Raw genomic sequence first — 20,044 nt, forward strand, 5'->3', positions numbered from 1 at the left:
AGGGGAGGTTAGCTTTTTGTGTCAGCGGGCGGAAGGGTGAGGCTCTCACCGTTCTCCAGCGCTGCGAAGGGGCGGCTTCCGGGGCGGCTGGCGAATTCCAGACGGGTGGGGGGCTCCAGAATGGCCTCGTCGGTGAGCTGGAAGGTTCCGAAATGGATGGGTAGCCCCTGTTTTGCCCTGAGCGTATCAAAGGCCATGAGGGCTTCTTCGGGCGACATGTGGACGCGCCGCATCAGGTCGCGCGGGTCGTAGGCGCCTATGGGCAGAATGGCGAGGTCGATGTCCGGCCAGCGGCGGTGAATCGCGTCGAAATGCTTGCCCCAGGCCGTGTCACCCGCGAAAAAGACCGTGTGGCCATCCGCTTCGATCGTGAACCCGCCCCAGAGCGCGCGGTTGGAATCGAACGGCGTGCGGGCGCTGCCATGCAGGGCCGGGGTGGCCGTGATGCGGGCGCCGTCATCGGTCGCGCTTTCCCACCAGTCCAGCTCGGCAATGCGCGGCAGGTCGGCTTTTTCCAGATGGCGGCGGTTGCCGGGCAGGGACAGGCAGAGCGGGTCGTCCCGTTCGGCCAGGGCACGCAGGCTCGGCAGGTCCAGATGATCGTAATGGCAGTGCGAGACGAGGATGATGTCGATGCGGGGCAGGGCGTCGAGGGTGATGCCGGGTGGGCGGACGCGACGGGGACCGAAACTGCGGAAGGGGGAGCAGCGTTCGGAGAACACCGGATCAGTGATGATCCGCAGAGGCGCGCGTCCTGTGCGGCCAAACTGGAGCAGAACGGTCGCATGACCGATAAATGTAACGCAGCATTCCCCCGGAGCGGGTGTAACCTGCGGGAAGGCTTTCTGGGGCGGAAGGGCATCCGGCCAGCGGGGGCGCAGCCCCATCTGCCAGCGGAAAATATTCCCGATCCGCTGGGACGTCGTGCGGGCCGTGCGTGTTTCGTCCGGGCGCCAGGCCTCTGGATTTCGGTAATGACGCCCGTCGAAATGTGGCAGGTTGTCATCAAGCACAAGAGCGTGTTTCACAATATGGTTTACCAATCAGCCATTGCGTCCGGCGCGACTTCGCGTCATGCCGTGGCAGCAGAATGTGCGGGGGATATCGTTGCGTTTCTTCCCGTCAGTCACAAGCCGGAGACCCCATTCCGATGAGTACGCTTCCCCAACTCGCCATCAATACGATCCGTACCCTTGCGATGGAAGGTGTCGAACGCGCCAATTCCGGCCATCCCGGCACGGCCATGGCCCTTGCCCCCGCAATGTACGCGGTGTGGCAGCATGACCTGAAATACGATCCGGCCGATCCGTGCTGGCCGGCGCGTGACCGTTTCGTCCTTTCGGTCGGCCATGCCTCGATGCTGCTGTACTCCACCCTGTTCCTGACGGGCGTGAAGGATATCCGGGACGGCAAGGTCGTTGATGCACCGTCGCTTACTGTCGAGGATCTCTCGCAGTTCCGTCAGCTGAACTCCAAGACGCCGGGCCATCCGGAATACCGCTTTACCGCTGGTGTCGAGACCACGACCGGTCCGCTCGGCCAGGGTTGCGGCAATTCCGTCGGCATGGCGATCGCGCAGAAATGGATGTCCGCGCGTTATGACCGCCCGGGCTTCAAGCTGTTCGACTACCACGTGACGGTGTTCTGTGGTGATGGTGACATGATGGAAGGCGTGGCCTCCGAAGCGGCCTCCACCGCCGGTCATCTGGCTCTGGGGAACCTGACCTGGATCTATGATTCCAACCAGATTTCCATTGAGGGTTCGACGGATCTGGCCTTCACGGAAAACGTGGGCAAGCGCTTCGAGGCCTATGGCTGGCACGTCCAGACGCTGACGGACGGCAACGACGTTGACGCCATTCTGGCAGCGCTGAAAGCTGCACGCGCGGTGACGGACCGTCCGAGCCTGATCGTTCTCAAGACGGTCATCGGCTATGGCGCGCCCAAGAAGGCCGGTACGGCGTCGGCGCATGGTGAACCGCTGGGTGCGGACGAGATCAAGGGTGCGAAGCAGGCTTATGGCTGGCCGGAAGACGCTCCGGATTTCTACGTGCCGGACGGCGTGAAGGAGCACTTCGCCGAAGGCCTCGGCAAGCGTGGTGCGGAAGCCCATGCGGAATGGCGCGAGCTGTTCTCGGCCTATCGCGAGGCGCATCCGGAACTGGCGGCTGAAATCGACTGCATCATCGAGCATCGTCTGCCGGAAGGCTGGGACAAGGACATCCCGACGTTCGACGCCGATGCGAAGGGCATTGCTTCGCGTGCAAGCTCCGGTCAGGTGCTGAACGCGGTGGCGAAGAACCTGCCCTGGATGATCGGTGGCTCTGCTGACCTGACGCCGTCCACCAAGACGGACATCAAGGGTGGTGGCTCCTTCCAGCCGGAAAAATGGAATGGCAGCTATGGCGGCCGGAACATCCATTTCGGTGTGCGCGAACATGCGATGGGCTCCATCTGCAACGGCATCGCGCTGTCGGGCATCCGCGCTTACGGTTCGGGCTTCCTGATCTTCTCCGACTACATGAAGGCCCCGATCCGTCTGTCGGCCATCATGGAACTGCCGGTTCTGTACATCTTCACGCATGACTCCATCGGTGTGGGTGAAGACGGACCGACGCATCAGCCGATCGAGCAGCTTGCCCAACTGCGCGCCACACCGGGCATCATGACGATCCGTCCGTCCGACGCCAATGAAGTGGCTGAAGCCTGGCGCACGCTGATCCCGATGACGCACAAGCCGGCCGTGCTGGCCCTGAGCCGTCAGAACCTGCCGACGATCGACCGCACGAAATATGCCTCCGCCGCCGGTCTGGCGAAGGGTGGCTATGTGCTGGCGAGCTGTGAGGGCAAGCCGGACGTCATCCTGATTGCTTCGGGTTCGGAAGTCAGCCTCGTGGTTGCAGCTTACGAGAAGCTGACGGAAGAGGGCATCAAGGCCCGCGTGGTCTCCATGCCGAGCTTCGACCTGTTCGAAGAGCAGAGCCAGGAATACCGCGATTCCGTGCTGCCGCCTGACGTGATCGGTCGCGTGGCGGTCGAGCAGGCTGCGGCCTTCGGCTGGGATCGTTATGTCGGTCTGGGTGGCGCGATCATCGCCATGAACACGTTCGGTGCGTCGGCTCCGGCCTCGGCACTGCTTACGAAATTCGGTTTCACGCCTGAGGCGGTCTATGACGCGGCGAAGCGTCAGGCCCTGCGCGGCAAGTAAGGGAGAGATCCTGTGGCAGACACAATCTCCAACACCGGTCTGAACGAAGTCGGCAGCGTGCTGCGCGACCTTGAAAAATACGGTCAGTCTCCCTGGCTGGACTTCATCCAGCGCAGCTTCACCGAGGACGGCAGCCTCAGCAAGCTGGTGGAGGAAGACGGCCTGCGGGGTGTGACCTCCAACCCGGCCATCTTCGAGAAGGCCATCGGGCACGGCACGGAATACGATCCGCAGATCCGCAAGCTGCTCGAAGGCGAGGGCCTGTCTCCCGGCGAGCTCTACGAGCATCTCGCCATCGACGATATCCGCTCGGCCTGTGCGGTGCTGGATCCGGTGTTCGAAAAGACCAAGGGGCTGGACGGCTATGTCAGCCTCGAAGTCTCGCCCTATCTGGCCTTCGATGCGCATGGCACCATCACGGAAGCGCGCCGCCTGTGGAAGGCGGTCGGGCGTCCGAACCTGATGATCAAGATTCCGGGTACGGTTGAAGGCACGGGTGCGATCCGCGAAGCGATCGCGGACGGCATCAATGTCAACGTGACGCTGCTGTTCTCGCTGGACGCGTACAAGGCTGTTCTGGAAGCCTATATTTCCGGTCTTGAGGCCCGTGTGGCCCGGGGCGAGGAAATCTCGCGCATCTCCAGCGTGGCGTCGTTCTTCGTCAGCCGCATCGATGCCAAGATCGACGCGGAAATCGACCGTCGCGTTGCAGCGGGTGATCCGGAAGCCGAGGCGCTGAAGGCCATCCGCGGCAAGGTCGCGATCGCCAATGCCAAGATGGCGTATCAGTACTATCTGGAAGTCCGCAACAGCCCGCGCTGGAAGGCGCTGGCCGAGAAGGGTGCAAACCCGCAGCGTCTGCTGTGGGCCAGCACCGGCACCAAGGACAAGGCCTATTCCGATGTCCTGTATGTCGAGGAGCTGATCGGTCCCGAGACGGTCAACACCATCCCGCCCGCAACGTTCGACGCCTATCGCGATCACGGCAAGTCCCGTGCAAGCCTGACGGAGAACGTCGATCAGGCACGTCATGTGATGGCTGAGGTCGAGCGTCTCGGACTGGGTCTGGATGCAATCACGGCCAAGCTGGTCAAGGATGGCTGCGCGGCATTCAGCGTCTCGTTCGATACGCTGCTGACGGCCGTTGCCACCAAGCGCGAGGCGGTTCTGGGCGATCGTCTTCTGCGGGTCAGCGCGGATCTGCCGCCTGATCTGCGTGATGATGTCGCAGCGGCCGAAAAGGACTGGAGCCATAGTGGCGGTCTGCGCCGCATCTGGAAGAAGGACCCGTCTGTCTGGACGAACGGTCCGGAAGCCGGGTGGCTGAACTGGCTGACGGTCGTGCAGGATCGTCTGTGGCATATCGAGGAGCTGGAAGTTCTGGCCCGCGATGTCCGCAGTCGCGGCTTCAAGGATATCCTGCTTCTGGGCATGGGTGGTTCGAGCCTTGGTCCCGAGGTTCTGGCCGAGACATTCGGGCAGCGCGAAGGTTGGCCGAAGCTGCATGTGCTCGACAGTACGGACCCGCAGCAGGTTACGGCGTTCGAAAAAGCCATCGATCCGAAGAACACCCTGTTCATCGTGGCCAGCAAGTCCGGCGGAACGCTGGAGCCGAACATTCTGTTCGCGCATTTCTGGCAGGTGGCAGGGCAGGCTCTCGGCAAGAAGCCGGGTGACAGCTTCATCGCCATCACCGATCCGGGTTCGCACATGCAGAAGGTGGCCGAGGAAAACGGCTTCTGGCGCATTTTCTACGGCGATCCGAAAATCGGCGGTCGCTATTCGGTCCTGTCCAATTTCGGTCTCGTCCCGGCAGCTGCGAGCGGCATCGATGTCCGCAAGCTGCTGACGGTCACGCGCCTGATGGTGGAATCCTGTGACGGAAGCGCACCGCCTTCCGCCAATCCGGGTGCAGTTCTGGGCCTGATCCTGGGACATGCCGCGCACTGCTTTAATCGTGACAAGGTCACGATCCTGGCGTCCGAAGGCATTGCCTCACTTGGGGCCTGGCTGGAACAGCTGATTGCCGAGAGCACCGGCAAGAAGGGCCTCGGCCTCATCCCCATCGATGAGGAAGAGCTTGGAACGCCGGATGTCTACGGAACGGACCGCGTCTTCGTGGATCTGCTGCTGGGCGACGATGTTCCCGACAGCCGTCTTGGCGCCCTGCGTGCCGCCGGTGCGCCGGTGGTCACCATCCGTCTGGCGGACAAGGCCCAGATCGGACAGGCGTTCTTCCTGTTCGAGTTCGCCACGGCCGTGGCGGGTGCGGTTCTGGGGATCGATCCGTTCGATCAGCCGGATGTGGAGTTCAGCAAGCTCGAGACGCGCAAGCTGACCTCGGCCTATGCCGAGACGGGATCGCTGCCGCCGGAAACGCCTTTCGCAAAGGATGGTCCGCTGTCCTTCTATGCGGATGCGAAGAACACGGAAGCCTCTGGAAACAAAGGCGATGCGGTCTCCATCCTCAAGGCGCTCTTTGATCGCGTAAAGCCGGGTGACTATGTCGGGCTGCTCGCCTATATCAGGCGCGACCAGCAGACACGGGACTGGGCACAGTCCGTTCGCATGGAGCTTCGGGATGCTCTGAAGGTGGCGACAGCTGCCGAATTCGGACCCCGGTTCCTGCATTCGACGGGCCAGGCCTACAAGGGCGGACCCGACAGTGGTGTGTTCCTGCAGGTCACGGCGACGGATGCGGCAGATGTGCCGGTTCCGGGCCATGGCTTCAGCTTCAGTGTCGTGAAAGCGGCACAGGCGCGAGGCGATTTCGAGGTGCTCGCGGCCCGTGGTCGTCGTGCCCTCCGCGTTCATATCGATGGACCGCTGGAGGACGGGCTGAAGGCTCTGGAAACGGCGATCCACAAAGCACTGGCAGGAGCATAAGTCATGCGGATCGGAATCATCGGACTGGGACGGATGGGCGGCAATATTGCCGTCCGTCTGACCCGGCATGGACATGATGTCGTCGTGCATGACCGCACGCCGGAAGTGACCACCTCTGTCGTCGGGCGGTGTGAAGCCGGGCGTGCAACGCCTGCCGACACGCTGGCAGACATGGCAAAGCTTCTTGAAGGCGATGAGCACCGCGTGGTGTGGGTCATGCTGCCGGCAGGTGCCATTACCGAGGACTGCGTTCAGCAGCTTGGGGGTCTTCTGGGGCGTGGCGACATCATCATTGATGGTGGCAATACCTACTACAAGGACGATGTCCGCCGTTCGGCCGAACTGGCTGAAAAGGGCATTTCCTATGTCGATGTCGGGACTTCAGGCGGTGTCTGGGGTCTGGAACGCGGCTACTGCATGATGTTCGGCGGCACGAAAGAGACCGCCGAATACATCGACCCGATCCTCAGCGCGCTGGCGCCGGGCATCGGGGATGTACCGCGCACACCTGGCCGTGACGAAAAGGGTCATGACCCGCGTGCCGAGCAGGGCTATCTGCATTGTGGTCCCGCCGGTTCGGGCCATTTCGTGAAGATGGTCCATAACGGCATCGAATACGGCATGATGCAGGCCTTCGCCGAAGGCTTTGACATCATGAAGAGCAAGAACTCCCCGATCCTTGCGGAAAAGGACCGGTTCGAGCTCAATATGGGTGACATCGCGGAAGTGTGGCGTCGCGGCAGTGTCGTGTCGTCCTGGCTGCTCGATCTGACGGCCGAGGCCCTGACGCGTTCGGAGACGCTTAATGAGTTCTCCGGCGAAGTCGCGGATTCCGGTGAAGGTCGCTGGACGATCGAAGCCGCTATTGAAGAAGACGTGCCGGCTCCCGTCATGACGGCTGCGCTGTTCACGCGCTTCCGCTCGCGGTCGGGTAATAATTTTGCCGAGAAAATTCTCTCGGCACAGCGTTTCGGTTTCGGCGGACACGTCGAAAAGAAATAAGCCTGCGCCCCTCATGGGCAAGGACTGGCTGGCAGGGTATGGTTTTGCCATCAATGACCAGCCAGCCCCCGCAAAGACTCTGACGGGGGTTTTTACAGGGGCTCTTATGTCCGTTGACCTCGATGCCATCCACGCGGCTCTGCCGCCGCTGCCACAGACCATCCGGATGGTCGTGTCCGATATGGATGGAACCCTCCTGACGCCAGACAAGACCATCGCGCCTTCGACGCTGGCCATGGTCAGGGTGCTGCAGGAGCGGGGAATTCCCCTCTGTCTGGCCAGTGCGCGACCGCCTGCCGCCATGGTCCCCTATATCGAGCAGCTCGGTCTGACCGGGCAGAATGCCGGCTTCAATGGCGGCATTATCTTCAGGCCCGACGGGACCACGTCCGTCAGCCGTGTTCTGTCACCGGATGTGCTGTCGATCGTTCATGACATGCTGCATCTGCACGGGATCGAGACCTGGTTCCTGCGGCAGTCCTACTGGATGGTGCAGGACGCCTATACTCCCTTCGTGCAGCACGAGCAGGGCATCACCGGCCTGACGCCGCATCAGGTTCCTGATCTTCGCAAGGAGTTCGAGGGCATCGGGAAGGTCATGGGCGTGAGCAGCGATACCAGCCTGCTTCAGGACGTTGAGACCGAGCTTGGCGCCATGCTTCAGGGCGATGCGAGCGTGCGTCGTTCTTCCGATATACTTCTCGACGTGACGCCGGCCCTGGCCAACAAGGGTGAGGCTGTTCGCGAACTGGCGCTTGCCCATGGCATCGCGCCGCATGAGGTCGCCTGTCTTGGCGATGCCCATAACGATCTGCCGATGTTTTCGGTCGCGGGTCTGGGCATTGCGATGGGGCAGGCTGAAGACGATGTGAAAGCCGCCGCGCAGGTTCTCACAGACACCAACGAGCGCGATGGCTGGGCCAAGGCCGTCGAGCGCTACATCCTGCCGAGAGTTCCCAATCCATGACCACCGACATCCGTGCCGCCACGCTGGAAACCCTTCCTGACTCTGAAGCCGTCGCTCTGCGGATGGCCGATCTTCTCGTCGAAGGGATTCTGGCCAAGACGGATGGCCCGTTCCGGGTCGCCCTGTCCGGCGGTTCTACGCCCAAGCGCCTGTTCGAGATCCTGGCCACGCCGTCCCGCGCAAAGCTGATCCCGTGGGAGCGTGTCGAGATTTTCTACGGCGACGAGCGCCATGTGCCGGAAGGTCATGCCGACAGCAACCACACCGTCGGTCAGTCCGTCCTGCTGTCCCGCGTTCCGGTGCCGGCGCAGAACGTCCACGCCATTCCCACAGGTGGCACGGCGGAAGAGGATGCGAAGGCTTACGAAAAGACCCTTCAGGCCGCCTATGGGGCAACGACGCTCGATCCGCAGCGCCCGCTGTTTGATCTGGTCATGCTGGGGCTGGGCACCGATGGTCATACGGCCTCGCTGTTTCCGGGGCAGCCGGTCCTGAAGGAGCGGACGGCCTGGGTCGGGACGGCCGCCCCGTCTACAGCACCTTACGAGCGCATCACGCTTACTTATCCCGCCATCCAGTCGAGTGCGCTGGTCGTGTTCCTCGTGACGGGCGCCTCCAAGGTCGAGATGCTGGAGCGCTTGGTCGAGGGCGACAGTTCCATCCCGTCCGCACGGGTGACGAGCGAAGGACGGATCATCATTCTGGCAGACCGCGCTGCGGTGGGAGAAGACGCATGAGCGGTACGGATATGAACGTTCACAAGCGCACGGCTGCCCGTGAAGCTGCGGACATGGTCAAAAGCGGTATGGTCGTAGGGCTCGGGACCGGCAGCACAGCGGCGTACATGATCGAGCGTCTGGGCGAGCGCGTTGCGGAAGGCCTGGAGATCTTCGGCATTCCGACCTCGGATGACAGCGAGGACAAGGCGCTCAAGGCCGGGATCCCGCTGACGGATTTCAGCGCGCATCGCCGCATCGACATCGCCATTGATGGTGCGGACGAGGTCCAGCGTGGTTCGCTCAACCTCATCAAGGGTCTGGGCGGGGCATTGCTGCGCGAGAAGATCGTGGCGCAGGCGGCCAAGCGTTTCGTGATTATCGTGGACGGCACCAAGCCAGTGGACCTGCTGGGTGAACGGGCGCCGGTGCCGGTGGAGGTCATTTCCTTCGGCTGGGAATGCACGGCGGAACGTCTGGCCGCCTGTGGTGCACGCGGCGTGAAGCCGAGGACGGACCGGGCCGGATCGCTGTTTGTGACCGATACCGGCAACATGATCCTGGACTGCCATTTTGGACCGATCGAAAAGCCCGAGGAGCTGGCTGAGAAAATCGACCGGATTGTGGGTGTCGTGGAGCACGGCATGTTTCTCAACATGGCGTCTGAAGTCCTCGTGGCGACGCCGGATGGTGTGGAGCACTGGGAGCCATGAAAATGACGGAAAATGAAACACAGCTGGGTCTGAAGCCCCGTTTCCTCGTGGTTATGGGCGTGTCCGGGACAGGCAAGACGACGGTTGCAACCGGGCTGGCCACGCGTCTGGGCTGGCATTTTCAGGAAGGCGATGCACTGCACCCGCCGGCCAATGTCGCAAAGATGAGCACCGGCCAGCCGCTGACCGATGCGGATCGCGCCCCCTGGCTTGCGCTCTGTCATGACTGGCTGCGCGAGCAGGTGAAGGCCGGACATGGCGCGGTGCTGACCTGTTCCGCGCTCAAGCGCTCTTATCGCGAGCAGCTTCGCGGTGACGATCTGCCGATCGAGTTCGTGCATATCGACACGTCGGCCGGGGAACTTGCGGACCGCTTGCAGCGCCGGGAAGGGCATTTCATGCCGGCGAGCCTGCTGCCCAGCCAGCTTGCGACACTTGAAGTGCCAGGCGACGACGAGCCGGTGATCCGTGTCTCAGGCGAGAAGCATCCCGATGTGGTGCTGGAGGAGTTGATCCGCCATTTTCAGGCGGAGGACTGATTCATGGCCGAGACCACCCGGCTTCTGGTGGATGCCGATGCGTGCCCGGTCAAGGACGAGATCTACCGGGTCGGAGCACGCTACGGCCTGAAAACAATCATTGTCGCCAATAGCTGGATGAACATTCCGCAGTCTCCGCTTATCGAGCGCGTCGTGGTCCCGGAAGGGCCGGACGTGGCCGATGACTGGATTGCGGAACAGGTGACGCCTGCGGATATCGTCATCAGCAGCGATATTCCGCTCGCGGTGCGATGTCTGGCGAAACAGGCTTCCGTCCTGCGTCCCAATGGCGAGGAAATCGACGAACGCTCTGTCGGCATGGTCTCGGCCATGCGCGATTTGATGCAGGGTCTGCGCGAGACGGGGGCGGTCACGACCTATAATCCGTCCTTTGGCAAAGCCGACCGGAGCCGGTTTTTATCCGCACTGGATACACTCATCGTGCGACTCCGCAGGAAAGCTGCCCTCGCGCGATCGGTCCCCAGTTCTTCAGAAACAATCCACAGGCCCTTCCCCGGAGATGTTCCCTGATTCTGGGGATATCTTCTCCCGGGGGATAATCCCGTCCCGATGAGGATTTTTTCCCATGAATCCGCTCCGCCTTGCCCAGCTTGAGATGTTCTGCGCGGTCGTGGAGGAGGGAACGGTCGTTGCAGCGTCCCGGCGTCTGAACTGCGTGGCGTCCAATGTGACGGCGCGGTTGAAGGAACTGGAACTTCTGGTCGGGCAGGAGCTGTTCCTGCGTGAGAAAGGGCGTCTGACCCTCACTCCCGAAGGTCGCCTGTTCTATCAGCAGGCCATGCCGGTCGTGGCTGGCGCACGGAGCCTGACGGATCTGTTTTCCGAGGGCACTCCGCGCGGTGTCCTGAATATCGGAGCGCTGGATGTCGCGTTTGAGGGCTATCTGCCGCGGATCGTGCCTGAGTTCCTCAAAGCCTGCCCGGGTGTGGAACTGAAGATGTTCCTGCGCCCGACCTATACGCTGGAGCGGATGCTGGCGGATGGGGAAATCGATCTGGCGCTGACGGACGGGCCGATCGTTCATCCCCTGATGGAAAGCCGTTTTGCCTTTCGCGAGAAACTGGCGCTCGCCATGCCGGAAGGACAGAAAGGCGCGCGGGACGGGCAGCATGTGTTCCTGTTCAATACCGACTGCTTTTACCGGCGCTATTTCGAGACCTGGCTTGAGCGGCATGGCGTCTCGAACGCGATCATCCACACGGTTGAATCCTATGACGTCATTCTTGCCTGCGTTCAGGCGGGCTTGGGCATTTCCTGTGTTCCGCACAGCATCATTTCACAGGTCAAGAAACGGCGTCGTGAGGGGATCGCGTTTACATATCCGGAAGATCTGAAAGGCAGTGAGGTCTATTTCATCTGGCGTGAGCCGGGACTGAATGATCTGGGGCGGAGATTTCTGGACCATGCGCCAACACATCCGGACACTCACAAAAAGTGAGTCCTGAGCTTACGAATCATCACTTTTTATTATGAGAGAATGCCTGCACCTTACGGTCATCGAATGAACTGCTGGTTGGCTGATGCGTCTGTTTCATCACGGAGCGCATGGTCGCCACATAGAAAATGCAGGAACCTTCATGACTGAGAAAAACAATCTCTTCATTAATGGAAGCTGGGTCGCACCGAAGGGCGGAGAGTGGATCAAGGTTGAAAACCCGGCCACCAAAGCCGTCGTCGCCGAAGTCGCCAAGGGCGGTCAGGCCGATGTAGATGCGGCTGTCTCTGCCGCGAAATCGGCCTTCATTGGCTGGAGCCGCCGTATGGCCACCGAGCGTGCCGATTACATTCATGCGCTTAAGGATCTGGTGAAGCGCGACAAGGAAAAGCTGGCCGCCATCATCACGTCCGAAATGGGCAAACCACTGAAGGAAGCCCGGATCGAGGTGGATTTTGCAATCGGTCTGCTGCGCTTTGCAGCCGAGAACGTGCTGCGGCTTCAGGGTGAAATCATTCCCGGCAGCTCCCCGGAAGAGAAGATTTTGATCGATCGTGTGCCGCTGGGCGTTATCGGTGCGATCACGGCCTGGAACTTCCCGTTGGCTCTGTGCGCCCGTAAGATCGGTCCGGCTGTGGCTGCGGGCAACACGATTGTCGTCAAGCCGCATGAGCTGACGCCGCTGGCTTGCCTGCATCTGGCAAAGCTGGTCGAAGAAGCTAAGATTCCGCATGGCGTCATCAATGTCGTGACGGGTGATGGCAAGGATGTCGGTGTGCCGCTGGTGGCGCATAAGGACATCAAGCTCATCACGATGACGGGCTCGACCCCCGCCGGCAAGAAGATCATGGCCGCAGCTTCGGAAACGCTGAAGGAAGTCCGGCTTGAACTGGGCGGCAAGGCACCGTTCATGGTCATGGAAGATGCCGATATCGACCGTGCGGCTGATGCTGCAGTCACGGCGCGCTTCAACAATGCCGGTCAGGTCTGCACCTGCAACGAGCGCACCTATATCCACGAGGCTGTCTACGACAAGTTCGTCCAGAAGGTCCGTGAGAAGATCGAGGCTCTGAAGGTTGGGCTGCCGACAGACCCGTCTACGGATATGGGCCCGAAGGTGAGCGAGGACGAACTCAACAAGGTGCATGAAATGGTCGAGCATGCTGTCCGTCAGGGCGCACGTCTCGCCATTGGCGGCAAGCGTCTGACGGGTGGCGTGTATGACAAGGGCTATTTCTACGCCCCGACGCTGCTGACGGATGTCACGCAGGACATGGACATCGTTCATAACGAGGTGTTCGGTCCGGTCATGTCGCTGATCCGCGTGAAGGATTTCGATCAGGCGATCGCCTGGGCCAATGACTGCCGCTACGGCCTGTCAGCCTATCTCTTCACCAACGATCTGAGCCGCATCCTGCGTATGACCCGCGATCTGGAATTCGGTGAGGTCTATGTGAACCGTCCGGGTGGTGAGGCGCCGCAGGGCTTCCACCATGGCTACAAGGAAAGTGGCCTGGGCGGCGAGGACGGACAGCACGGCATGGAAGCCTATGTCCAGACCAAGACTATCTATCTCAACGCATAATTGTCTGACGGGCGGCGGCCTTTCCGTCGCCCGCATTCTCTGAAAGGACCGGAACCATGGTAAAAGTCGCTGCACTGGCCACTGACGGCCTCGAAGAAATCGAACTGACGGGTCCGCAGGAAGCGCTGGAAAAAGCCGGTGCGACCGTCACGGTCATTTCCCTCAAGGCAGGGGAATTCCAAGCCGTTAACAAGGACATCTATCCGTCCAACAAGATCCGGGCCGATCTGGCGATTGCCGATGCAAAGGCCGAGGATTACGACGCGTTGCTGCTTCCGGGCGGTCTGGCCTCTCCGGATGCGTTGCGGATGAACAAGGATGTCGTGGCATTCGCCCGCGCTTTCGTGAAAGCGAACAAGCCGATCGCCGCCATCTGTCACGGCGCGCAGACGCTGATTGAGGTGAATGAGCTGAAAGGCCGGACTGTCACGTCCTGGCCGGCCATCCGGACGGATCTGGAAAATGCTGGCGCGACCTGGGTGGATAATGAGGTCGTTGTTGACGGTCCTTATGTCTTCTCACGCTGCCCGGATGATATTCCGGCTTTCAATAAGGCGATCATCAAGCATTTCAAGCTCGCCTGAGATTTCTGTCAGGTCACAAAAAAAGGAGGCTCTCTCGGTCGGGGAGGCCTCCTTTTTTGTGGGGTAATGGCGTTCAGATCATGCCGTTCACGGCAATGCGTCCCAGAGCGGGATCATCCGTGAAGAAGCCGTCGATCCCCATGTCCAGATAGCGGCGGACTTCCGCGATCATGCCTTTGGGGTTGCGGGCGGCGTCTCCGGCATCGCTGCGCAACTGGGCCGGGAGGAAGTGGTTTTCCGGCCGTGCCGTATAGGAATGAACCAGCAGTCCGGCCTTGTGGGCATCCGTTACAAGCGTGGAGGGCTCAAGCCAGCCGCCCTTGCTGTCACGCGGGATCAGGTCCGTGTTGGATGGACCAATCACGTCGGCATAGCGGCGGATTTCCTTGAGGCCTTCCGGCGTCATGAGATCGCCGAACGTCGTGGTCTTGCCTGCTGCCAGAAGATCCGGTGGGACGTCCTTGCGCTCGCCCATAAGCAGCATCAGACGCGCCTGCGGGTTGATGGACAGGACGTCCGCCCGGATGCGTCCCAGATTGCCGGTCTCGAAGGACTGGAGTTCCAGCGGGGCCTGCCGTGTGTACTCGTGGGCGGCGATGGTCCGCAGGAACGCGGCTTCGGGGTTCAGGCCGAGGCTGTTGAAATGGGTGGAATGCTTGATTTCCGGCACCAGTCCAAAGACCTTGCCCGTCGCGGCCGACTGGGCGGCGACCTGCTCGATAACTTCCTCGAAGGTCGGGATTTCGAAGTGGTCGTCATAGCGGGTGTTGTGGACCCGGATCGTGGAAAGGCGTTCGCGGGCACGAAGGGTCTTGAGTTCGGCCAGTGTGAAGTCTGTGGTGAACCAGCCGGTTTCGTTCTTTCCGTCGATCTTCAGCGTGCGATGACGGGAGGCGAATTCCGGATGGTCCGCCACGTCCGTTGTGCCGGCGATGTTGCTCTCATGGCGGACGACCAGATGGCCGTCCTTTGTCATGACGAGATCAGGCTCGATGAAATCCGCACCATCCATCATGGCGCGGGCATAGGACGCCAGTGTGTGCTCCGGACGCAGGGCCGAGGCCCCGCGATGGGCGAACACGAGGGGCTTCGGTGCCAGTGAGGGGGCCGCCTTTGCCCGCAGGTGAAGAGCGGGAACTCCGGCAGCCAGCAGGCCCAGTGCGCGGCGGCGTGACAGCATGACGGAACTCCTTACAGGGCGGCGCTGATGCTCAGGAAGAACATGCGCGGCGCGATGGGATAGGCCGAGAACTGACCCGAAGTCTGGGTCGCGTTGATCGTGGACCATCCCTTGGTGTTTGTCAGGTTGGTAATGTTGCCCTGGACCTTCAGGGACGCCAGATGCGGGATGTTGTGGAAAGTGTAGCCCGCGTTCAAGTTGAACTGCGCATAGGGTGCGGCCCACATGTCGTTGGTGTAGGTCGCATAGCGCTTGCCGATGACGTCACCGGTGAACTGGCCGTAGGCGTTGCCCCAGTTGGTGGTGAAGACGAACTTCTCCGACCAGTCCGGCATGCCGACGACGTTCTTGCCAGCTGTATGGATGACGCTCGAGCCCGTGCTGTAGTTATCGTTGTAAACGGACTTGTTGTAGGACAGCGCGTTATATAGTGAGAAATGCGGGCCGAAATGGGTGGTGAAGGAGAAGTCCATACCATCCGTCGTGACCGAGCCCACGTTTGCAAGCGTGGTGGCCGAACCGATAATGGACGACAGGGTCTGCGTCGTCGCTACGGCCAGAAGACGGTTCGAGAAGTGGACGTGATAGTACTCGACCTGACCTTCAATGGCCGTCAGCGGGCCGAGATGGATCTGGCGATGCTCACGCAGACCGGTCTCATACGTCCATGAGGTTTCGGGCTTGCCGTTCTTCTTGAACTCTTCGAAGGCGGCCTGGCTGGTCGCACCCCAGGGGGTGGCGTTGCCGTAACCTGCGTCCTGATAGGAGCGCATGTTTTCCTGGATGTTGGCGAACCACTGTTCGTGCTTCGTGATGTCCCAGACCGCGCCGAAAGCGGGCAGGAACGGCTTGGCGGCATCAATTTCGCCACCCGGAGCCGTCACGGCATAGGACGGAGAGAGCGAGCCCGGCTTCGCAGCCACGGGGAGCGTGCCGTTCGTATAGACCAGCTCGGACTTGAAGCCCGCCATCAGGGAGAAAGTCTTCGAGATCTGCCAGTTATCCTGCAGATGCGTGACGAATGTATTGGTGTAGAAATTGTTGGTGTACTGGTCGATCAGGGCGTTCTGCTGGCGCTCGTAAGGCGTGGTCGGGTTGTTGGCGTCCAGCGGATACCAGCGACGGGCCTGCGTGTTGTTGTTGCGCTCATACCAGCCACCGACTTCGATCGAGTGTTTGCCGAGATGGTAGCGCAGCGTGGACATCAGGCCGCCGCGGTTGTCCCAGTATTCGGTCGTACGGGTTGCATAGCCCGAGCCACCGAAGACGGTGTTCAGATCCTGCCCCGGATAATAGGCGGCGAACAGCGTCGGCAGACCGGCAGCCGAGATCGGACCGGCCACGACACCTTCACCCAGATCATGGTGATAATAGATGCTGTTGTCCCAGTGCAGGTTCTCGCTGAAATCATGCGTCCATTTGGAATAGGCAAGGAAATCCTCGCGCTGGGCCGCTGAATAATAATTGCGGTAGTTCAGGCCGACGGCGTTGGCATTGGCCTTGGCATAGCTGAAATTCGGGTAGGTGAACGGGCGGACATAGAGACCATAACCGCTCGGCAGCGTAATGCTGTCCTCGTTCGGCTCAACCTTCTGGGACCAGTCGAAGAAGGTCGAAAAGTGGTCATGCTCACTGTTGTGCACGAACTTCGCGTTGACCTGATAGCCGCCCTGATGACCGGCGAAATCCCAGGCGCGGGCATCCTGACGGGAGAAGGAGACATAGGCCGAGTTGCCGTTGCCGAATTCACCCGTATCGATCCGGGCGAAGGTGCGGAACGTGGACCAGCTCCCGAAAACCTGTTCAATCTGCGCGCCGCGCTTCTTCAGCGGATCCTGCGTCGTGAACTGGAGCGTACCACCAAGGTTGGACGTGGACGCCGTGCCAAGCGCACCTGCACCCGAGGAGACCGATGCCGAGCCGATGTTCTCGCTGATGGCCGCGCGCTGCGGGGAGAGGCCGTTATAGTTGCCATAGGCCTGATCGCCGAGGGGGATGCCGTCGAGCGTGTAGCCGAGCTGGTTCTGGTTGAAGCCGTGGACATAGAGCGAGGAGTTCTGCTCGTTATTGCCCCAGGGATCGGCATTGTTGAACACGACGCCCGGCAGCATTTCCAGCGCCTTGATCGGGTTCACACCCGGCAGGATCCGCTGGATCTGCGTATGGCTCAGACCCTGTTCGGAGCGGGTCCGGCGTGCGGTGATGACGAGCTGTTCCGTACCGCCGGCCACGGCGTCAACCTTGGCCTTGTGTTTGGTGTCATGTCTGGCGGTAGTGGTTTTTTTCGTTCCTGTCGTTGCTGCCTCGACAGGGTGGGGAAGGGCTGCAGCCAGCGCAAATGGCGAGCAGAAAACGGTCAGAAGCAGGCGGGAACGCAGCAGGTTGCGCGGCATTGAAAGTCTTTCCGGATGGAGAAGAGATCGAATGCGGCGGAACCTAATCTTTCCTTAAAGAACTGCGTGTGAAGCTCCTGTGAACGTGGCGTGACAGAATGATGACAGTCAGGCCGTCTGCCATCCCAGCCCGACGATGGCGACGCGGCGGCCCAGCGGCGTCTCCTGAAGGACGATGACTTCGCGCTCTTCCAGATAGTTCAGCTGCCGGCGGGCACGGCCCAGAGAGTGCGTGCCATAGGCGCGGGCCAGAGCCTCGTCACCCGGGCAGGTCTCGCCGTCGAGTGCCGTGCGGGCGAGGAGGAGGAAGACGCCCTGCACGTCTTCGGGCAGGGTCGCAGCGATGGCCTGCGCCTGTTTCCAGTCCTCGCTTTCAGAACGCTCGCGGTCCAGCCCGGCGCGGATGGTGGCCAGCATCCGGTGGAACGGCCCCAGTTCCAGTACATTCCGCGACAGGCCCTGAATCCGCGCCCGGAGCTGGAAGTCCTGATACAGGGTGGCCAGCGGCTTATAGTCCGAGCCTTCCCCGGCCACGACTTCGGCCACCAGCGACCAGAGCTGGTCGGGATCGGCTTCGACGACGACGGCTGCCGGAGCGGGCTCTTCGGCCTCGCGTTCGGCGCCATAAGCATCGAGCTGTGCCAGCAGGTCCGGCGGGGGCGGACGGGATTCCCTGCGGGCACGGGGCGTAAATTCGTGGACCGGTTCGAGAATGATATCCCGCAGGTCTTCGGCCGAGACGGGTTCGAGCGGTACGAGAACCGGGCCGGTGGCATGACTGGCTGTCGTGACGGGACCGATGGTCACAAGCTTCGGACGACGGCTCAGGGCTGGGCCGAGCGCCATGAACTGACCGCGCGCCAGATCCCGGAAGGATTCCGCTGCCCGGCGCTCCATACCCAGAAGATCGGCTGCGCGCGCCATGTCGATATCAAGGAAGGTCCGGCCCATCAGGAAGTTGGACGCTTCGGCTGCGACGTTCTTGGCCAGCTTGGCCAGACGCTGCGTTGCGATGACACCGGCCAGACCACGCTTTCGGCCACGGCACATGAGGTTCGTCATGGCTCCGAGTGACAGGCGGCGGGCTTCATCGGACGTGTCGCCCCCCGCGACAGGCGCGAAAAGCTGGGCTTCATCGACCACCACGAGAACGGGATACCAGTGCGCGCGGGGAGCCTCGAACATGCCGTTAAGGAACGCGCCAGCTGCCCGAAGCTGCATTTCGGCTTCGACCTGTTCAAGGTTCAGCACCACGGAGGCCCGATGGGCGCGTACACGTTCGCCAGCAGCGCGCAGACTGGCTTCAGACTGATCTTCGACGTCGATCACCAGATGGCCGTAATGGTCGGCCAGGGTGACGAAATCGCCTTCCGGATCGATCATGACCTGCTGGACGAGGGTCGCGGTCTGCTCCAGCAGGCGCCGCAGAAGATGCGATTTTCCCGAGCCGGAATTGCCCTGGACCAGCAGGCGCGTGGCCAGGAGTTCCGGCAGATCAATGCAGGTGTCGGAGCCGTCGCGGCCCTGTCCGAGAACGATGGATGTCATGGCGTCAGGCGATAGCGGAATTGGACGATTCTAGCCACCCAAGGACGCCATTTGCAGCAGCATGAGCCGTGGAAAAACAGCCCTGAAGCAGATAGCCGCCCGTGGGCGCCTCCCAGTCCAGCATTTCTCCCGCCACGAAAACACCGGAGCGGGATTTCAGCATGAACCGCTCGTCCACGGCATCCTGCCGTATGCCGCCGGCTGTCGAGATGGCTCGATCAAGCGCGTCCATGCCAATCAGTGGCAGGGGAAGGGCCTTGAGGGTCTGAGCAAGCTGGAGTGGAGTGGCGTCTTTCGGGGTGGCGTGCTTCAGAAGGTCGCGGGAGGGTGCATCCAGCGACAGGGCCTTGCGCAGCCGGTTGCTCTGGCTCTCGCGTTCCCGCTGGGCCAGCAGGCGTTTGAGGACGTCATCGACTGAAAGCGTAGGGCGGAGGTCGAGCGTAAGGACTGCGCGTCCTGCGGCTGTGATCCTCTCCCGCAGATCCGCCGAGAGCGCGTAGAGCGCCGAGCCTTCCAGTCCGCGCGATGTGATGGTCAGGTCGCCACGGGTCTGGCGCGTGCCGAAGGATAGCCCCACGGAATGAAGCACGCTGCCTTCATGTCGGGCCGCAAAATCGGCGGGCCAGTCGGGTAGGAAACCGCAGTTTGCGGGAGCGAAAGGCGCTGTCTCATCCGTCATGAAATCCGCCCAGCGGCCGTCCGATCCCAGACGCGACCAGCTTGCGCCCCCCATGGTCAGAACGGTCGCATCGGCTTTGACGGTTCTCTGTCCGTCCGCCGTCTCGAACAGCAATGTTGCACCCTCCCAGCCCAGAAAGCGATGCCGGGTGTAGATCTGGACGCCCTGTTCCGTCAGCCGGTGGAGCCACGCGCGCAGCAGTGGAGAGGCCTTCATGGCTATGGGGAAGACGCGTCCTGAGGAGCCGGAAAAGCAGGTCTGTCCCAGTCCTTCGGCCCACTCCGTTAACGCCGATGGCGGAAACGCGCGGATAGCGGGTTCGAGCCAGTTCCGCGCTTTGCCGTAGCGGCTCAGAAAACGGTCCAGCGGCTCCGAATGTGTCAGGTTCAGGCCGCTGCGGCCTGCCATGAGCAGCTTGCGCCCCACGCTCGGCATCCGGTCGAAAACCTGCACTCTGCATCCTCGTGCGGACAGGATTTCTGCCGCGAACAGCCCTGCGGGACCGGCACCGATAATGGCGATGGATGGGGAAGGGGGCGCAGCATTCATAAGCGCCTGATTGCCATGTGAAGCAGGGTTTGTCAGGCT

The 20,044-nt window shown here is 61.7% G+C and carries 16 protein-coding genes; 11 read left to right on the top strand and 5 right to left on the bottom strand.

Going from position 1 to position 20,044, the window contains the following annotated elements:
• Positions 1–8: 8 nt before the first annotated feature.
• A complete protein-coding gene (locus GLS_RS09185; RefSeq protein WP_041111997.1) occupies positions 9–1,013 on the bottom strand; it encodes an MBL fold metallo-hydrolase in 1,005 nt (334 codons plus the stop codon).
• A gap of 137 nt (positions 1,014–1,150) precedes the next feature.
• Here GLS_RS09185 and tkt point away from each other — a divergent pair, with 137 nt between their 5' ends.
• From tkt to GLS_RS09240, 11 genes are all read left to right on the top strand, one after another.
• Complete coding sequence (gene tkt, locus GLS_RS09190) at positions 1,151–3,208, top strand: transketolase (protein ID WP_041111998.1); 2,058 nt, start codon at positions 1,151–1,153, stop codon at positions 3,206–3,208.
• A 12-nt stretch (positions 3,209–3,220) separates the two neighbouring features.
• Entirely contained in the window at positions 3,221–6,094 is a 2,874-nt protein-coding gene (locus tag GLS_RS09195) for a bifunctional transaldolase/phosoglucose isomerase (RefSeq protein WP_041111999.1), read from the top strand.
• Positions 6,095–6,097: 3 nt separating this feature from the next.
• Positions 6,098–7,096, top strand: coding sequence for a phosphogluconate dehydrogenase (NAD(+)-dependent, decarboxylating) (gene gnd / locus GLS_RS09200; protein WP_041112000.1), 999 nt, complete (start codon positions 6,098–6,100; stop codon positions 7,094–7,096).
• A gap of 106 nt (positions 7,097–7,202) precedes the next feature.
• Positions 7,203–8,063, top strand: coding sequence for a Cof-type HAD-IIB family hydrolase (locus GLS_RS09205; RefSeq protein ID WP_193363808.1), 861 nt, complete (start codon positions 7,203–7,205; stop codon positions 8,061–8,063).
• The gene (pgl, locus tag GLS_RS09210; protein ID WP_041112001.1) at positions 8,060–8,800 is read left to right on the top strand and encodes a 6-phosphogluconolactonase; all 741 of its coding nucleotides are present in this window, start codon (positions 8,060–8,062) and stop codon (positions 8,798–8,800) included. Before GLS_RS09205 ends, pgl begins: the two co-directional genes overlap by 4 nt.
• Positions 8,797–9,492, top strand: a complete 696-nt coding sequence (rpiA, locus tag GLS_RS09215) for a ribose-5-phosphate isomerase RpiA (protein ID WP_193363809.1) — start codon at positions 8,797–8,799, stop codon at positions 9,490–9,492. The genes pgl and rpiA overlap by 4 nt, the downstream gene beginning before the upstream one ends.
• A 2-nt stretch (positions 9,493–9,494) precedes the next feature.
• Positions 9,495–10,031 carry a gluconokinase gene (locus tag GLS_RS09220; RefSeq protein WP_148295918.1) on the top strand — a complete coding sequence of 179 codons (537 nt, stop codon included), beginning with the start codon at positions 9,495–9,497 and terminating at the stop codon, positions 10,029–10,031.
• A gap of 3 nt (positions 10,032–10,034) precedes the next feature.
• Complete coding sequence (locus tag GLS_RS09225; protein ID WP_041112003.1) at positions 10,035–10,562, top strand: YaiI/YqxD family protein; 528 nt, start codon at positions 10,035–10,037, stop codon at positions 10,560–10,562.
• Positions 10,563–10,617: 55 nt separating this feature from the next.
• Entirely contained in the window at positions 10,618–11,490 is an 873-nt protein-coding gene (locus GLS_RS09230) for a LysR family transcriptional regulator (protein ID WP_041112004.1), read from the top strand.
• 139 nt (positions 11,491–11,629) lie between these two features.
• Positions 11,630–13,072: an aldehyde dehydrogenase gene (gene aldA, locus GLS_RS09235; RefSeq protein ID WP_041112005.1), complete on the top strand. Its 1,443-nt coding sequence runs from the start codon at positions 11,630–11,632 to the stop codon at positions 13,070–13,072.
• A gap of 56 nt (positions 13,073–13,128) precedes the next feature.
• Positions 13,129–13,656 carry a type 1 glutamine amidotransferase domain-containing protein gene (locus GLS_RS09240; RefSeq protein ID WP_041112006.1) on the top strand — a complete coding sequence of 176 codons (528 nt, stop codon included), beginning with the start codon at positions 13,129–13,131 and terminating at the stop codon, positions 13,654–13,656.
• 73 nt (positions 13,657–13,729) lie between these two features.
• Here GLS_RS09240 and GLS_RS09245 read toward each other — a convergent pair whose 3' ends face one another.
• The 4 genes from GLS_RS09245 to GLS_RS09260 form a co-directional block, all read right to left on the bottom strand.
• Positions 13,730–14,836, bottom strand: coding sequence for a glycerophosphodiester phosphodiesterase (locus GLS_RS09245; protein WP_041112007.1), 1,107 nt, complete (start codon positions 14,834–14,836; stop codon positions 13,730–13,732).
• Between the two features lie 11 nt (positions 14,837–14,847).
• Positions 14,848–17,229: a TonB-dependent receptor gene (locus GLS_RS09250; protein ID WP_041112008.1), complete on the bottom strand. Its 2,382-nt coding sequence runs from the start codon at positions 17,227–17,229 to the stop codon at positions 14,848–14,850.
• A 108-nt stretch (positions 17,230–17,337) separates the two neighbouring features.
• Positions 17,338–18,777 carry an ATP-binding protein gene (locus tag GLS_RS09255; protein ID WP_041112009.1) on the bottom strand — a complete coding sequence of 480 codons (1,440 nt, stop codon included), beginning with the start codon at positions 18,775–18,777 and terminating at the stop codon, positions 17,338–17,340.
• A 4-nt stretch (positions 18,778–18,781) separates the two neighbouring features.
• Positions 18,782–20,005 carry a TIGR03862 family flavoprotein gene (locus tag GLS_RS09260; RefSeq protein ID WP_041112010.1) on the bottom strand — a complete coding sequence of 408 codons (1,224 nt, stop codon included), beginning with the start codon at positions 20,003–20,005 and terminating at the stop codon, positions 18,782–18,784.
• Positions 20,006–20,044 lie beyond the last annotated feature (39 nt).

The organism is Gluconobacter oxydans DSM 3504, from assembly GCF_000583855.1.
GTDB classification, from domain to species: domain Bacteria; phylum Pseudomonadota; class Alphaproteobacteria; order Acetobacterales; family Acetobacteraceae; genus Gluconobacter; species Gluconobacter oxydans.

Bases quoted from the DNA above. Each gene is read 5' to 3' on its own strand.
- GLS_RS09255 (WP_041112009.1), bottom strand. From the start codon at position 18,777: ATGACATCCATCGTTCTCGGACAGGGCCGCGACGGCTCCGACACCTGC.
- GLS_RS09230 (WP_041112004.1), top strand. From the start codon at position 10,618: ATGAATCCGCTCCGCCTTGCCCAGCTTGAGATGTTCTGCGCGGTCGTG.
- GLS_RS09245 (WP_041112007.1), bottom strand. From the start codon at position 14,836: ATGCTGTCACGCCGCCGCGCACTGGGCCTGCTGGCTGCCGGAGTTCCC.
- rpiA (WP_193363809.1), top strand. From the start codon at position 8,797: ATGAGCGGTACGGATATGAACGTTCACAAGCGCACGGCTGCCCGTGAA.
- aldA (WP_041112005.1), top strand. From the start codon at position 11,630: ATGACTGAGAAAAACAATCTCTTCATTAATGGAAGCTGGGTCGCACCG.
- pgl (WP_041112001.1), top strand. From the start codon at position 8,060: ATGACCACCGACATCCGTGCCGCCACGCTGGAAACCCTTCCTGACTCT.
- GLS_RS09225 (WP_041112003.1), top strand. From the start codon at position 10,035: ATGGCCGAGACCACCCGGCTTCTGGTGGATGCCGATGCGTGCCCGGTC.
- GLS_RS09250 (WP_041112008.1), bottom strand. From the start codon at position 17,229: ATGCCGCGCAACCTGCTGCGTTCCCGCCTGCTTCTGACCGTTTTCTGC.
- GLS_RS09205 (WP_193363808.1), top strand. From the start codon at position 7,203: ATGTCCGTTGACCTCGATGCCATCCACGCGGCTCTGCCGCCGCTGCCA.
- tkt (WP_041111998.1), top strand. From the start codon at position 1,151: ATGAGTACGCTTCCCCAACTCGCCATCAATACGATCCGTACCCTTGCG.
- GLS_RS09240 (WP_041112006.1), top strand. From the start codon at position 13,129: ATGGTAAAAGTCGCTGCACTGGCCACTGACGGCCTCGAAGAAATCGAA.
- GLS_RS09220 (WP_148295918.1), top strand. From the start codon at position 9,495: ATGACGGAAAATGAAACACAGCTGGGTCTGAAGCCCCGTTTCCTCGTG.
- GLS_RS09260 (WP_041112010.1), bottom strand. From the start codon at position 20,005: ATGAATGCTGCGCCCCCTTCCCCATCCATCGCCATTATCGGTGCCGGT.
- gnd (WP_041112000.1), top strand. From the start codon at position 6,098: ATGCGGATCGGAATCATCGGACTGGGACGGATGGGCGGCAATATTGCC.